We start from the raw sequence: 14212 nt of genomic DNA, 5'->3' as shown, positions 1-14212 counted from the left end.
CATGGCTGACACCACCCGTGTTGAGGCACTCACCAGTTGGCATCACGATTGGAGCGGCCTCACGGTCGCCGTTCTTGGCCTCGGAGTCACCGGATTTTCGGTTGCCGACACGCTCGTAGAGCTCGGCTGCAACGTCACCGTGATTGCTGCCGGTGCTGACCCTGAGCGCGAGCAGCTTCTCCAGGTCATCGGAAGCGGTTTTGTGCGGGCCGAGGGGAACGACGAGCAGCTCAAACACCTCAACGCTCTCGATGCCGACCTCGTGATTGTTTCTCCCGGCTATCGTCCAGATCATCCGCTCACGACCTGGGCGACTGACAACGGGATCACGGTGTGGGGCGACATCCAGCTTTCCTGGCGGCTTCGTGACAAAGTGGGCAAGCCAGCCGACTGGATCGTGGTGACCGGCACAAACGGAAAAACCACAACAACGCAGCTCGCGGCCCACATGCTGCTTGCCGGCGGCCTCCGAGTCGCGCCGGTTGGAAATATCGGTGTGCCGGTGCTCGACGCGCTCCGCGACCCCGCAGGCTACGACGTGCTCGTGGTTGAACTCTCGAGCTTCCAGCTGGCCAGGCTCGGGCACATCGAACCGTATTCGAGCGTGTGCCTCAACATTGCGCCCGACCATCTTGACTGGCACGGATCGCTTGAGCAGTACATCGCCGACAAAGCGAATATTTACGAAAACACCAAGCACGCCTGCGTGTACAACCGCGCAGACCCCGTGACCGAGCGCATGGTTGAGGGGGCGGATGTTCAGGAGGGCGCCCGCGCCATCAGCTTTGGTCTTGACACGCCACAGGTGAGCGGCTTCGGGATCGTTGACGGCATCCTGTGTGACCGCGCGTTCCTTGACGATCGCCGTTCGAGCGCACTCGAAATCACGACGATCGAGCACCTTCGATCACTTGGGCTTGACGCCCCGCACATCGTGCAGAACATCCTTGCCGCGGCTGCGCTCGCGCGATCACGCGGGGTTACCCCAGAGCAGATTGCGGCGGCGCTGGATGGATTTGGTCTCGACAAGCACCGCGTCGAGCGGGTTGCCGTTCACAACGAGATTGCCTGGATCGACGATTCAAAGGCCACCAATACGCACGCGGCTTCCGCCTCCCTTCGCTCGTTTCCGAGCATCGTCTGGATCGTGGGCGGGCTGCTCAAGGGCGTCGATGTTGACGAGTTTGTGAGCGGACACACTGACCGGCTTCGTGGCGTCATTGTCATCGGCGCCGATCGCAGCGAACTCACAGCTGCGTTCGCACGACACGCACCCGATGTGCCGCTATTTGAAGTCACGCCAAGCGAGACTAAGAGCGTTATGGCGTCGGTCGTTGAGTACGCGGCCACGATCGCTCAGCCAGGAGACACCGTGTTGTTGGCCCCGGCAGCGGCATCGATGGATCAGTTCACCAACTACGGCGACCGCGGCAATAAGTTCGCGGAAGCGGTTCGAGAGTATGTGGGAGGTGAGGCGGATGGCAACTCCGCCTCGCAGTAGAACCCAGCCCAATTCGGCTTCCCCCGGCCCCGAAGGCTTGCAGTCACGCATCAACCTCGGCAGCTCGATGCGCGCCGAAACGGGCACGTTCTTTTTGGTGCTTGGAACAACACTGTTTCTTGTGGCCCTTGGGCTCACAATGGTTCTTTCTTCGTCCTCAATCACGTCCTACGTTGGCGATCAGGGCTTCTTTGGGGTGTTTCTGAGGCAAACAATGTTTGCGGCTATCGGCATCCCGCTGATGCTCATCCTGAGCCGCTTCCCGATCTCGTTTTGGAAACGCTGGGCCTGGCATTTTTTTGGCCTCGGCATCCTGCTTCAGCTGCTGGTATTTGTTCCCGGCATCGGTATTGAGGTCTATGGAAACCGAAACTGGATTAGCGTTGCCGGTATCCGAGGTCAGCCGTCTGAGTTTTTGAAGCTTGCCATGGTGGTCTGGATGGGTACCGTGCTGTGGCGCAAGCGAGGTCTGCTTGGCGATTGGAAACACGCGCTTATTCCTGTGCTTCCCGGCGCCGGTCTCGCGATCGTTACGGTCATCGCCGGTCACGACCTCGGAACCGGAATCATCATGTTCGCCATCGTCATGGCGGCCCTCTATTTTGCGGATATTAAGCTGCGCATCCTTGCCATCCCGCTCTCGCTCAGCCTGCTCACTATTGGTGTGCTCGCGGCGACAAGTGAAAACCGCGTTGGCCGTATCCTCAACTTCTGGAACGAAAAATGTGTCGACTTCAGCGGCCTGTGCTGGCAGCCGCAACACGCGCTTGGGGCCATGGCAACGGGTGGCTTGTTTGGCGTAGGGCTTGGGAATTCAAAAACCAAATGGTCGTGGTTGCCTGCCGCGGATAACGACTATATTTTCTCCATTATTGGCGAAGAGCTTGGCATGGTTGGTGCCATCGTTGTTGTGCTGCTTTATGTTGTGCTTGCCATCGGATTGCTCCGCATTATGCGAACCGCTCGTGACAGCTTCGGCGTCATTGTGACTGGTTCTGTGCTCGTTTGGATTGTTGGACAAGCGTTCGTGAATATTGCGGTTGTTATCGGATTGCTGCCAGTTCTTGGGGTTCCTTTGCCCTTGCTTTCGTCAGGGGGGACAGCTCTGATCTCTTGTATGCTCGCAATCGGGGTTGTGCTCTCGATTGCGAGGGATGCCGCCGATGCTGCCGCCGAAGAATCGGGCGTGCCAGGCGAACGGTCAACCCTTCCACGATTTACCATTCCATTCCGAAAGCTACGGGGCAAGAAGCAATGACCACCTATTTACTGGCCGGTGGGGGCACAGCTGGACACGTTAACCCCTTGCTCGCGGTTGCAGACGAACTCCGCGCGACAGAACCAGAATCGACGATTCTTGTCCTCGGTACGGCGGAGGGACTCGAGGCTCGGCTTGTGCCCGAGCGCGGCTATGAGCTGCTCACGATTGCGCGCGTTCCGTTTCCGCGCAGGCCAAATGCCGCAGCAGTAACTTTTGTCCCTCGTTACCTCGGGGCCGTCAAGCGCGTTCGTGAGATCATTACGGCCAATAGTGTGGACGTTGTTGTTGGCTTTGGCGGTTACGCCTCGGCACCCGCCTACCGGGCTGCGCGCCAGACGAAGACTCCGTACGTTATCCACGAGGCCAACGCAAAGCCGGGGATGGCGAACGCCTCAGGGGCTCGCAACACTCCATTCGTTGGGGTCGCATTTGAGGGCACCAAGATCGCGCATGCCCGCTTTGTTGGCATGCCGTTGCGGTCCGAAATTGCGACGCTCGATCGTGCGGCAACGCGTGCTGAAGCCCGAGCGTATTTTGGGCTTGAGGCAGACCGCCCAACGATTCTTGTGACCGGAGGTTCTCAGGGCGCGCGCCAGATTAACCGCGCTGTCGCTGACGCTGCCCCCGCGCTTATTGCGGCGGGAAACCAGATTTTGCACGTGTGGGGACAGCGCACCGAGATCGAGGACCCCGAGATTGAGCATTATTCGATCATCCCGTATTGCGACCGCATGGATCTTGCCCTTGCCGCTGCTGACCTTGCGATTTCTCGTTCGGGGGCCGCAACCGCGAGTGAACTGACCGGTCTCGGGATCCCGGCTGTCTATGTTCCCTACCCGCACGGAAACGGCGAGCAGCGCTTTAACGTTGCCGGCGTTGTGGAGGCCGGTGGCGCGATGCTGGTTGAGGACGCCCAGCTGACCGGGCACTGGCTCATCCATAATGTGTTGCCGCTTCTTGAAAAGCCGGAGTCGCTTGCGGCGATGGGGGAGCGCGCCGCCGCGGTTGGCGTGCTCGACGGAACGCAGCGCACGGTCCGGCTTGTTCACGAAGCGCTCGGCCGTTAGCTTCTTGCCCACCCGGGCCTCATGGTAACTGCCCGCTGCGCTTATCGGATGCCCTGCGCGTTGCAGAACCAGAGGAAGCGAACGTCGGCGCGGTTGCACCAACTTGTCAGGCTGTGGGGCTACCCTAGAACCCGCATCGTTTGCCGCCTCAGGAGGCCCATCCCATGATCTACCCGGATCTCACTCTCGAACTGCCAGAAACCGTTTCGACCGTTCACTTCATTGGTATCGGCGGCTCTGGCATGAGCGGCATTGCGAGGCTCTTTCTTGATGCCGGGCACACCGTCACGGGGTCTGATGCTGCCGAGAATGCCAACGTGATTGCGCTGAGAGAGCGCGGAGTTCGCATCGCGATTGGTCACGATGCTGCCAACCTTGGAGACGCCGATACGGTTGTCATCACCGGAGCTCTCTGGCCAACAAACCCCGAGTATGTTCTTGCGACAAAACGGGGCCTTCCCATTTTGCATCGCTCTCAGGCGCTGACCTGGCTGGTTGCTAAACAACGGCTCGTCGCCGTCGCTGGGGCGCACGGCAAGACCACATCGACCGGCATGATCGTCAGCGGACTCCTCGCACTCGGACAAGATCCCAGCTTTGTGAATGGTGGGGTTATCGAATCGCTCGGCGTGAGCTCAGGTGCAGGGGCCGATCCACTGTTTGTTGTTGAGGCCGATGAATCTGATGGGTCGTTCCTCATTTACGACACTTCTATTGCGCTCATTACCAATGTTGATCCAGAGCACCTTGACTACTATGGTTCCCGCGAAAACTTCATGAAGGCCTTTGTAACCTTCGCGAGCAATGCCAGCGAACTCGTTGTCATCTCTTCCGATGACGCGGGTGCGCGAGAGGTCAGCGCCCAGCTTGACCCCGACCGTCTGCTCACATTTGGTGAGGATGACTCTGCCGATGTGCGGCTGCACTCTGTTCTCACTGATGGTCCAGTTGGCTTCACCGTGAACTATCAGGGCGTTGATTACTCAGCCCGTTTAACCGTTCCTGGTCACCATAACGCGGTCAACGCAGCGGGCGCTTTTGCCGTACTTGTGGCTCTTGGAAACGAGCCTGCTGCTGCGCTTGCCGCTATCGCGACGTTTGGCGGTACACGGCGTCGGTTTGAGCTGCACGCCACGATTGGCGGAGTCTCGGTCCTCGACGACTATGCGCATCACCCAACCGAGGTTGAAGCGCTGCTGCGTTCCGCGCGCACGGTTGTTGGTGAAGGTCGCGTGATCGCTGTGCACCAGCCGCACCTCTACAGCCGCACGCATCTGTTTGCGCAGGAATTTGCCACCGCCCTCGAAGAGCTGGCTGACCACACGGTTGTGCTGGCGGTCTGCGGCGCCCGCGAAGAGCCGGTACCAGGGGTTACGGGCGAGATCGTCTCGGAGAAATTCGCAGATCAGTCGAAGGTTGCCTATATCGATGAGTGGCAGGATGCCGCCGACTACATCGCCAAAGTGGCCGAGCCCGGCGACTTCGTCATCACCATGGGCTGCGGAGACGTGTACCGAATCATCCCGCAGGTCCGTGAGGCTCTCGAGGATCGCTGGTCGTGAGTTTGAATTCCGGTGCGCTGGGGCGCGCATCACTTGACGCGGCTGAGGGGCAGTCGTGAAGCGGCCTGGGGGGTTTGATCCTGGTGCTCATCAACCAGTCGAACCGCAGCAGCCGAAGACGCCAGCTTCTCGCGAACGCCGCGAGCAGGTCGCGCCGGTGCTTCCACTCCGCCGGAAGGCAAAGCCAGCCTCGATAGAGCCAATCACGGTAGGGCAAATCCCGGTAGGGCAAATCTCGGACGAGCAAATCACAGCAGAGCAAATTCCGGACGACCGTACTCCCGTCGAGCAGGAGGTGCTCGAATCCTCGCAGCCGCCTCGGGTCGTTCGCGCACCCTCCGCAGAACGGCGGTCAGCGACGACCCCTGTTGCGCCTGCCGAGCCGCAATCGTCTCACGACGATATGGCTACCGTTGACCTCTCCTCGTCATTTACTGATGGGTTGCCAGCGCTTGATTCGGATGCTGCCTTCAGGCCTACATCATCGGGGCCAATAGGGCAGCCAGACGCGCATGATCGCGCCGAGTCTGACGATGAGACACGCGACCTTGGTGTACTCGAAGAGTCCCCGCTACGAGCAAATCTCCGCTCATCCGTCAACATTAGACGCGCTGTTCGTCGCCGCCGGAGGGCAGAGCGAACCGAGATGAAGCGGTTCACGGCTGAGGCCCGCCGCCGCAGGCGAAACACACTCATCGTGCTTACCGCGGTTGGTGCCCTCATCCTGTTTGTGGTCGTCGGCGCGTTTACGCCACTTATGGGTATGCGTACGGTTGAAGTTGTGGGAGCGACGCGTCTTGATACGGCCGCCGTCACGGAAGCGCTTTCGAGTCAGAAAAACGTTCCGCTGACGCTGATCGATCGTTCCGCGGTCGAAGAGGCGCTTGGCCAGTTTTCGATCATCCAGAGTTATTCGCTTGAGATGGTGCCCCCGCATACCATGGTGGTTCGGGTGATTGAACGGCAGCCGATTGCCGCCGTCGCCACGACAAATGGATTTGAGCTCGTTGATCCTGCCGGTGTGGTTATCGAAACGACTCCTGAGCGACCTGCCGGGTTCCCGCTTGTGCTTGCCGTTGCGCCAGACCCAGAGTCGGCCCCGTTTCAAGCGATCGCAAATGCGCTGCTCTCGGTGAGCCCCGAGCTTGTGGCCCGCTTGGATACGGTCACGGCCACAACCGGCGAGGACGTCGTGTTTAAATTCGCAGACAACGGGTTGAACGTCATCTGGGGGAGTTCAGAAGACTCCGCAGTGAAGAGTGTCATTCTTGAGAAGATGGTCGCAGCTCTTGCCGGGCAGCCCGTCACAAATATTGATGTTTCATCGATCGATGCGCCGGTCTACTCGTAGCCATCTGCTGCCCATGCTCTGAGCCGTGTCATCGAGCTGACCCAAATGTGTCAGTTTATGCGCTGAGACACATTCCGGTCAGGTCGAGGTGCGGATGGGCGTGAGGTGCGGAGCCTCGCCGGGGCGCGAAACCTGAAGAAAATTTCGACACGCGGAAGGTCATCCCGGCTCTGACCCCAATCGGCCGTAGCGTGAAGCCCAGGAAATGTATACTGGGAATAACTTTAATCCTCTAGTAAAGGTTTAAGGTTTCAGCGGAGGCCGGACGTGTCAAATAATCAGAACTACCTCGCAGTAATCAAAGTCGTCGGTGTTGGCGGCGGCGGTGTCAATGCGGTGAACCGAATGATCGAGCTCGGACTGCGTGGAGTCGAGTTCATCGCCGTAAACACAGACGCGCAGGCGCTGCTGCTCAGCGATGCAGACGTCAAGCTTGACGTTGGGCGCGTGCTGACTCGTGGACTCGGCGCAGGAGCCGACCCCGAGGTTGGGCGTCGCGCAGCAGAAGACCACGCGGAAGAGATCGAAGAGGCCCTTGCCGGGGCCGACATGGTGTTTGTGACGGCAGGTGAGGGCGGAGGAACCGGAACCGGTGCCGCCCCAATTGTTGCCCGCATCGCCAAGTCAATCGGCGCGCTCACCATTGGTGTTGTCACCCGCCCCTTCAGCTTTGAAGGAAAGCGCCGTGCCGCGCAGGCCGACTCCGGCATTCACGCGCTCCGCGAAGAAGTAGACACGCTTATCGTTGTACCGAACGACCGTCTGCTCGAAATTAGCGACCCTGGTATCAGCATGGTCGAGGCGTTTGCCTCTGCCGACCAGGTACTCCTCGCCGGCGTGCAGGGCATCACCGACCTCATCACGACCCCTGGTCTCATTAACCTCGACTTCGCCGACGTTAAGTCGGTTATGCAGGGCGCTGGCTCGGCCCTCATGGGTATCGGATCCGCGAGGGGAGCCGACCGCGCTATCAAAGCCGCAGAGCTTGCCGTCGCGTCGCCGCTGCTTGAGGCCAGCATTGAGGGCGCCCATGGCGTGCTGCTCAGCATTCAGGGTGGATCAAACCTTGGCCTCAACGAGATCTACGAAGCCTCGTCACTGGTTCAGGATGCTGTGCACCCGGAAGCCAACATCATCTTCGGTACGGTCATCGACGACACCCTCGGCGACGAGGTGCGCGTCACGGTGATTGCTGCTGGCTTTGACTCAATCGAGCCCGCAACTCCCGCAAACCCCGAGCTCATCAAGCGACGCACCTACGTGACGCCAGCAGAGACGCCCGAGGTCAACGAAGCGGAGTCTGCATCGGAGTTTGGCGAGGCAATCGTGTCGCCTCCCGTTGAGGCAGTGCTTGCAGACCCGTCGTTTATGGATGACGACGACATCGACATCCCTGACTTCTTGAAATAGGAGAGAGGCTGCCCGGCTGAATGTCTGACATTTCCTCACGCGGCGAGACGGATTCGTCTTCCGCGCCAGTACACATTTCCTCACTCCTGAGCGATCGGCTTGCAGCCGTTCGCTCAGGAGTGGCAGCTGCCGCCGCCGAGGCGGGGCGGGATGTTGCAGACATCACCACAATCGTGGTGACAAAATTCCATCCGGCCAGTCTCGTTCGTGAGTTGCACGCCCTTGGCGTTCGCGACTTTGGAGAGAACCGCCATCAAGAGGCGAGCGAGAAGGCGCAAGAGCTTTCTGACCTCGACCTGACCTGGCATTTTGTTGGCCAAATTCAGGGCAAAAAGATTCGCCAGGTTGCGCAGTACGCCGACGTTTTACACGCGCTTGACCGCATCCGCCTTGTTGAAGCGCTCAACGAACAGCCCCGGACGCTCGACTGCTTTGTGCAGATCAACCTCACCGAGAACGACGAACGCGGGGGAGTGCAGCCTGACGGGCTGCTTGCCCTCGCCGAGAGTGTGCTCGCGCATCCGTCGCTCAATCTTCGCGGAGTGATGGCAGTAGCCCCACTCGACGAAGAGCCGAGACGGGCGTTCGCCAGGTTGAGGGGCTACTCGGATGCGCTCCAGCAGCTTGCCCCGCACGCAACGGACATTTCGGCCGGCATGACACAGGACTACGCCGAGGCTATTGCCGAGGGTGCGACACACCTTCGAATTGGCACGGCAATCACGGGAAAACGACCTGACTAGGTCTACTCTCAAAGAAGACAATCTTGGAGGTAACGTAATGAGCAACCCGCTGAAGAAGACCATGGTCTACCTTGGGCTGGCTGACGAAGAGCTGGAATACGAGGAGGCTGAGCAGGCTCCCGTGAAGCCATCCGCTCCCGCAGCTGCAGCCGCCGCACCAGCACCGACGCGTGCTCCGGTTACCCCGCTTCGCCGAACCCCAACGAGGGCCGCTGTGAACACTCCACTGAACGAAATTCTGACCGTCCACCCGAAGCAGTACCGCGACGCCCAGGTGATCGCCGAAAACTTCCGCGATGGAATCCCCGTCATCATCAACCTCTCGCAGATGGACGATGGCGAGGCCAAACGCCTCATCGACTTCGCGAGTGGGCTGTCGCAGGGCCTGTATGGCAAGATTGAGCGTGTTACCAACAAGGTATTCTTGCTTTCGCCGTCACACATCGCGATCAGCGGTGATGACAGCACCGGCAACGAGGCTGAGGCGTCGTTTTTCGTCAAGTCTTAAGTCCTAGCTCGTACTACTGAGTTGACCGCACCTGCGATTCGCAGCGTGCGGTTTGCTCGTCCCGAAGAGAACCAGAGACCCATACGCAATGCTTGAAGCAATCTTGATTATTAGCTTCGTTTTGAAGATCGTAATCAACCTCTACATTGCGGTGTTGTGGGGCCGTTTTATCCTTGATTGGGTGCGGGTGTTGAACCCGTCGTGGCGTCCAAAGGGCTTTTTGGTCATCCTTGTTGAGACGGTATACACAATTACCGACCCGCCGCTGCGATTTATTCGGAGACTTCTTCCGCCGCTCAGAGTTGGTACATTTTCGCTTGATTTTGGGTGGATGATTACCCTAGTCGCCTGCTGGATTCTGCTTGCGCTGCTTCCATAACGCTAAAATGATTGTTGGAACCTGTACGCGCATTACACATTAGCTACCGCATTTTGCTAGCGTTGACTTTGACGCCGCAAGTGTGGTGAAGACATAAGCGAAAGAGACCAGCGATGGCTTTGACACCTGAAGATATCGTAAACAAGCGGTTTACGATTACCAAGTTCCGTGACGGATACGACCTCGACCAGGTCGACGACTTCCTCGATGAGGTGGGCAAAGAGCTCCGCCGCTACGAGGAAGAAGCGGCTGCGCTCAAGCAGGAGAACGAAGAACTCCGCGATCGCATCCAGGGACTTGAGGCCGGCCAGTTTGCTGAGCCCCGCTCGGCCGCAGCTCCCGCTGTTGTTGAGGTTGAAGAAACCGTCGCTGTTGTTGAGGTTCCAGCCGCTCCAGTAGCCGGCGCCGGACTCACCGCAGAGGCTTCAAAGAGCAGCGGAATGTTGCAGCTTGCACTCGAACTGCACGACAAGCACGTGCGCGAGGGTGAAGAGAAGCGCGACGCGCTCATCCACGAGGGTGAGACCACCGCTCGCGAACTCGTTTCCGATGCTCAGAAGCAGCGTGCCGACGAGCTTGCCCGCCTGAACACTGAGCGCGCAGACCTGCAGACCAAGATCAAAGAGCTCCGCGAGTTCGAGGGTGACTACCGCTCGACGCTCCGCAGCTACATCCAGGGCCAGCTTCGTGGCCTTGACGGCTCGCCTGAGCCCGAGGGTGCACCCGTAGGTCTCGACTAATCAGAGTGACAGACAAATCGACGGGCGCTTCAGACCCGAATGAGTCTGAAGCGGCCAAGAGCGATGATGCCGCAGGAGTGTCGCCGTCAGCAGTTGCTGCTGACGGCGACACTCGCGTGCCCGCAGGACAGCGCAAAGTGCTGTTTGTGCTGCTCGCGCTTGCCGCCGTCATCTACCTGATTGACCAGCTCACCAAGAACTGGGTTGTTGCAAACCTGCCGTATGGCATTTCGCAGCCGGTGCTTGGTGAGTTTTTGCAGTTTCATTTTGTTCGCAACCCCGGCGCCGCGTTTTCGCTTGCAAGTGGAAGTACCTGGATCTTCGCGATCCTCGCCTCGTGCGTTGTGCTCTTTATTATTTGGTACTCGGCACGCATTCGTTCTGTTGGCTGGGCCGTTTTCCTCGGCCTGCTCCTCGGCGGAACCGTTGGCAACCTGAGCGATCGTTTCTTCCGCGAGCCCGGGTTTCCCCAGGGGCACGTAGTTGACTTCATCTCTACTCCGTGGATGATCCCCGCCATTTACAACATGGCCGATATCTTCATCGTGAGCAGCATGGCGATTTTTGTCATGCTGACGTTCAGAGGCATCCGCATTGATGGTACGCGCGAGCCCTCCAAGAAGGAGCGCGCAGCGGCAGAAGCCGCGGAGACCGCGGAAGAGCCCGGCCGTGGAGAGTAGGGCCCTGTACGTTCCTGACGGCCTCGAAGGTGTCAGGGTTGATGCCGCGCTGGCGAAGCTCCTTGGGTTCTCTCGCAGTTTTGCCGCAGAGGTGCTCGCCGAAGGTGGCGTGCTGGTTGACGGCAGCGTTGCGTCGAAGTCAGACCGACTCCAAGCTGGGTCGCACATCGACGTGAGTTGGACGCCAAAAGAGGGTCCGAAGATTGTGCCGGTTGAGGTTGAAGACTTTAAGATCATCCACGATGACGACGATCTTGTGGTGATTGATAAGCCGGTTGGTATTGCTGCGCATCCGGCTATCGGATGGTCGGGTCCAACCGTGCTCGGTGCCCTCGCGGCAGCTGGCTACACCATCGCAACATCTGGCGCCCAAGAGCGCGCCGGAATTGTGCAACGCCTTGACGTTGGTACGAGTGGTCTTATGGTCGTCGCGAAAAGCGAAAAAGCGTATTCGCTGTTGAAGCGCGCGTTCCGCGACCGCACGGTCGAGAAGGTATACCACGCCATTGTGCAGGGGCATCCTGACCCATTTGCTGGGACTATCGACGCTCCTATTGGGCGGCATCCCGGTTCCGAATGGAAATTTGCGGTGACCCAAGATGGCAAACATTCGGTGACACACTACGAGACGCTTGAGGCGTTTCCGTATGCCACGATGCTCGAGATTCACCTTGAGACCGGCCGCACGCACCAGATTCGTGTGCACATGGCGGCCCAGCGGCATCCCTGTGTTGGCGATGCAATGTACGGTGCTGACCCGACGCTTTCGGCAAAGCTTGGCCTTGAACGGCAGTGGTTGCACGCAAAAGAGCTGTCATTTACCCATCCTGGCACCAACGAATGGGTCACCTACCGCAGTGAGTATCCCGCGGATCTGCAGCACGCGCTTGACGTGTTGCGCGCGCAGTAACAGCCAACTGCCGTGAGCTGATGCCTCGAACCTCATGCGCGAATAGGCGTTGGTGGGGCGGGGATTGTTTGTCTGTCTTCCGTGCGTTGCCGCGTGTTGTGCGTCTGTGCGTCGACCTCGGCTGCGTGTTGGCACCATCGCATAATTTTAATGTGAGTATGTCATGACAAAGTAGCTTCGAGGCTGTAGGCTAACCGTATTGAACGAATCAATACGAAGGAGTTCGCCGTGACGGAGTCGTTGCAGCCATTTGATCTTGTGACCATCGGTCGGGTCGGGGTAGATATCTACCCGGTCCAAACCGGCGTTGGCCTTGAAGACGTCACATCCTTTGGCAAATTCCTTGGCGGGAGCGCCACCAACGTGGCCGTCGCAGCAGCGCAGCACGAGCGCCGCACCGCCGTGATAACCCGCACGGGCAACGATCCGTTTGGGCGGTACATCAGCCGTGAGATCGATCGACTCGGCGTTGACAACCGCTGGGTGAGCGTGGTTGAAGGGCTCAACACGCCCGTGACGTTCTGCGAAATCTTCCCGCCAGACGATTTCCCGCTCTACTTCTACCGCGAGCCGGTCGCGCCCGACCTGCTCATCGAGGCCGATCAGCTTGACCTCGACGCCATCGCCAACGCGCGCATCTTCTGGGCAACCGTCACGGGCCTCAGCCACGAAACCAGCAGGTCAGCTCATCACGCCGCCTGGAACGCACGCCAGCGGGCCGAGTTCACCGTGCTCGACCTCGACTACCGGCCGATGTTCTGGGATTCTCCAGCAACAGCGACCGCAGAGGTGGGGCGCGCACTAGAACACGTGACCGTTGCGGTTGGCAATAGGGAAGAATGCGAAATTGCGGTGGGGGAGACCGAGCCGCTGCGGGCCGCTGACGCGCTCCTCGAGCGCGGGGTGAAGCTTGCCATCGTCAAGCAAGGGCCAAAGGGTGTTCTTGCCAAGACGGCGACGGAAACGGTCGAAGTTCCGCCCTACTTCGTTGACGTCGTCAATGGGCTTGGAGCGGGCGATAGCTTCGGTGGTGCACTCTGCCACGGTCTCCTTTCCGGATGGTCGCTCGAAGACACGCTCCGATTTTCAAACATCGCCGGCGCGCTGGTCGCCGGCCGCCTCGAATGCTCAACGGCGATGCCTCGCACCGCCGAGGTTAACGAGGTTCTCGAAAGGATTGATCGATGACCACGTTCCAGAAAGCGCCGCTCGATATGGATGCGGCCGAGCGCCTCAGACAGACGCGGGCGCAGCATCCAGACGCTATCGGCAGCATCCTCGCCAAGCGAAAGCGGCGAGAACTGCTCCGTGACGACAACCGGCTGTTTATCGTTGCAGCCGATCATCCCGCACGCGGTGCGCTCGGAGTGGGAAGCAACGGCATGGCGATGGCCAACCGATACGACCTGCTCGACCGGCTTGCGCTTGCGCTCAGCAGGCCAGGCGTTGACGGTGTCCTTGGCACGCCGGACATCATCGAAGACCTGGCGCTGCTCGGTGTGCTCGACGACAAGATCGTGGTTGGCTCGATGAACAGGGGAGGCCTTCGAGGGTCAACCTTCGAGATCGATGACCGTTACACGGCCTATGACGTTCCCTCCATCGTTGACAGCGGGCTCGACTTTGCCAAGCTCCTCGTTCGCATTTGCCACGAGGACAACGCAACGGTTCGAACCCTTGAAGAAACTGCCCGCGCCGTCACCGCTGCCGCTGGGGCACAGCTCCCGATTATGCTTGAGCCGTTTCGCAGCCGCTGGAGTGACGGTGTGATCAGCAACGACCTGAGCACTGACGCCGTGATCGAGTCGATCGCCATTGCGTCAGGGCTTGGCGCATCTTCCGCTTACTCCTGGATGAAACTCCCCGTCGTGGCCAATATGGAGCGGGTCATGGAGGCTACTACGCTTCCAACCCTGCTGCTTGGCGGCGACCCCAGCGGAGCCCCCGACGATGTGTACGCGAGCTGGGAGCATGCCCTTGCCTTGCCAGGGGTGCACGGCCTCGTCGTCGGCCGCACGCTCCTGTACCCACACGACAACGACGTGAGCGCAGCGGTTGATACCGCAGCCAAGCTCGTCCACACACGCTAGAACGAACGAA

The 14212-nt window shown here is 59.7% G+C and carries 14 protein-coding genes; all 14 read left to right on the top strand.

The annotated features are described in order from the left end of the window. Position 1 precedes the first annotated feature (1 nt). The 14 genes from murD to FHX76_RS04720 all read left to right on the top strand — a co-directional run bounded on the left by murD (position 2) and on the right by FHX76_RS04720 (position 14202). A complete protein-coding gene (gene murD, locus FHX76_RS04785) occupies positions 2–1501 on the top strand; it encodes a UDP-N-acetylmuramoyl-L-alanine--D-glutamate ligase (RefSeq protein WP_167148419.1) in 1500 nt (499 codons plus the stop codon). Then, on the top strand, positions 1479–2759 hold the full coding sequence (gene ftsW / locus FHX76_RS04780) for a putative lipid II flippase FtsW (RefSeq protein WP_167148417.1): 1281 nt from the start codon (positions 1479–1481) through the stop codon (positions 2757–2759). Before murD ends, ftsW begins: the two co-directional genes overlap by 23 nt. After that, on the top strand, positions 2756–3829 hold the full coding sequence (locus FHX76_RS04775; protein ID WP_167148415.1) for a UDP-N-acetylglucosamine--N-acetylmuramyl-(pentapeptide) pyrophosphoryl-undecaprenol N-acetylglucosamine transferase: 1074 nt from the start codon (positions 2756–2758) through the stop codon (positions 3827–3829). Before ftsW ends, FHX76_RS04775 begins: the two co-directional genes overlap by 4 nt. Before the next feature lie 164 nt (positions 3830–3993). Beyond that, the gene (murC, locus tag FHX76_RS04770; RefSeq protein ID WP_167148413.1) at positions 3994–5391 is read left to right on the top strand and encodes a UDP-N-acetylmuramate--L-alanine ligase; all 1398 of its coding nucleotides are present in this window, start codon (positions 3994–3996) and stop codon (positions 5389–5391) included. A 55-nt stretch (positions 5392–5446) separates the two neighbouring features. Continuing rightward, entirely contained in the window at positions 5447–6742 is a 1296-nt protein-coding gene (locus FHX76_RS16660) for a cell division protein FtsQ/DivIB (protein WP_167148411.1), read from the top strand. Positions 6743–7009: 267 nt separating this feature from the next. After that, on the top strand, positions 7010–8152 hold the full coding sequence (gene ftsZ, locus FHX76_RS04760) for a cell division protein FtsZ (RefSeq protein WP_167148409.1): 1143 nt from the start codon (positions 7010–7012) through the stop codon (positions 8150–8152). 20 nt (positions 8153–8172) lie between these two features. Beyond that, positions 8173–8895 carry a YggS family pyridoxal phosphate-dependent enzyme gene (locus FHX76_RS04755; RefSeq protein WP_167148407.1) on the top strand — a complete coding sequence of 241 codons (723 nt, stop codon included), beginning with the start codon at positions 8173–8175 and terminating at the stop codon, positions 8893–8895. 37 nt (positions 8896–8932) lie between these two features. Then, complete coding sequence (locus FHX76_RS04750) at positions 8933–9403, top strand: cell division protein SepF (protein ID WP_167148405.1); 471 nt, start codon at positions 8933–8935, stop codon at positions 9401–9403. Positions 9404–9491: 88 nt separating this feature from the next. After that, complete coding sequence (locus FHX76_RS04745; protein WP_167148404.1) at positions 9492–9782, top strand: YggT family protein; 291 nt, start codon at positions 9492–9494, stop codon at positions 9780–9782. A 113-nt stretch (positions 9783–9895) separates the two neighbouring features. Beyond that, positions 9896–10522, top strand: a complete 627-nt coding sequence (locus tag FHX76_RS04740; RefSeq protein WP_167148401.1) for a DivIVA domain-containing protein — start codon at positions 9896–9898, stop codon at positions 10520–10522. A gap of 5 nt (positions 10523–10527) precedes the next feature. Further along, positions 10528–11202: a signal peptidase II gene (gene lspA / locus FHX76_RS04735; RefSeq protein WP_341777862.1), complete on the top strand. Its 675-nt coding sequence runs from the start codon at positions 10528–10530 to the stop codon at positions 11200–11202. Further along, complete coding sequence (locus FHX76_RS04730; RefSeq protein ID WP_167148399.1) at positions 11192–12112, top strand: RluA family pseudouridine synthase; 921 nt, start codon at positions 11192–11194, stop codon at positions 12110–12112. The genes lspA and FHX76_RS04730 overlap by 11 nt, the downstream gene beginning before the upstream one ends. Before the next feature lie 228 nt (positions 12113–12340). Next, entirely contained in the window at positions 12341–13300 is a 960-nt protein-coding gene (gene iolC, locus FHX76_RS04725; RefSeq protein WP_167148397.1) for a 5-dehydro-2-deoxygluconokinase, read from the top strand. Further along, on the top strand, positions 13297–14202 hold the full coding sequence (locus tag FHX76_RS04720) for a Cgl0159 family (beta/alpha)8-fold protein (protein ID WP_208402437.1): 906 nt from the start codon (positions 13297–13299) through the stop codon (positions 14200–14202). The genes iolC and FHX76_RS04720 overlap by 4 nt, the downstream gene beginning before the upstream one ends. Positions 14203–14212 lie beyond the last annotated feature (10 nt).

It is taken from the genome of Lysinibacter cavernae (assembly GCF_011758565.1).
Classification (GTDB): Bacteria; Actinomycetota; Actinomycetes; order Actinomycetales; family Microbacteriaceae; genus Lysinibacter; species Lysinibacter cavernae.
This window is presented reverse-complemented; position numbering and strand designations above follow the sequence as displayed.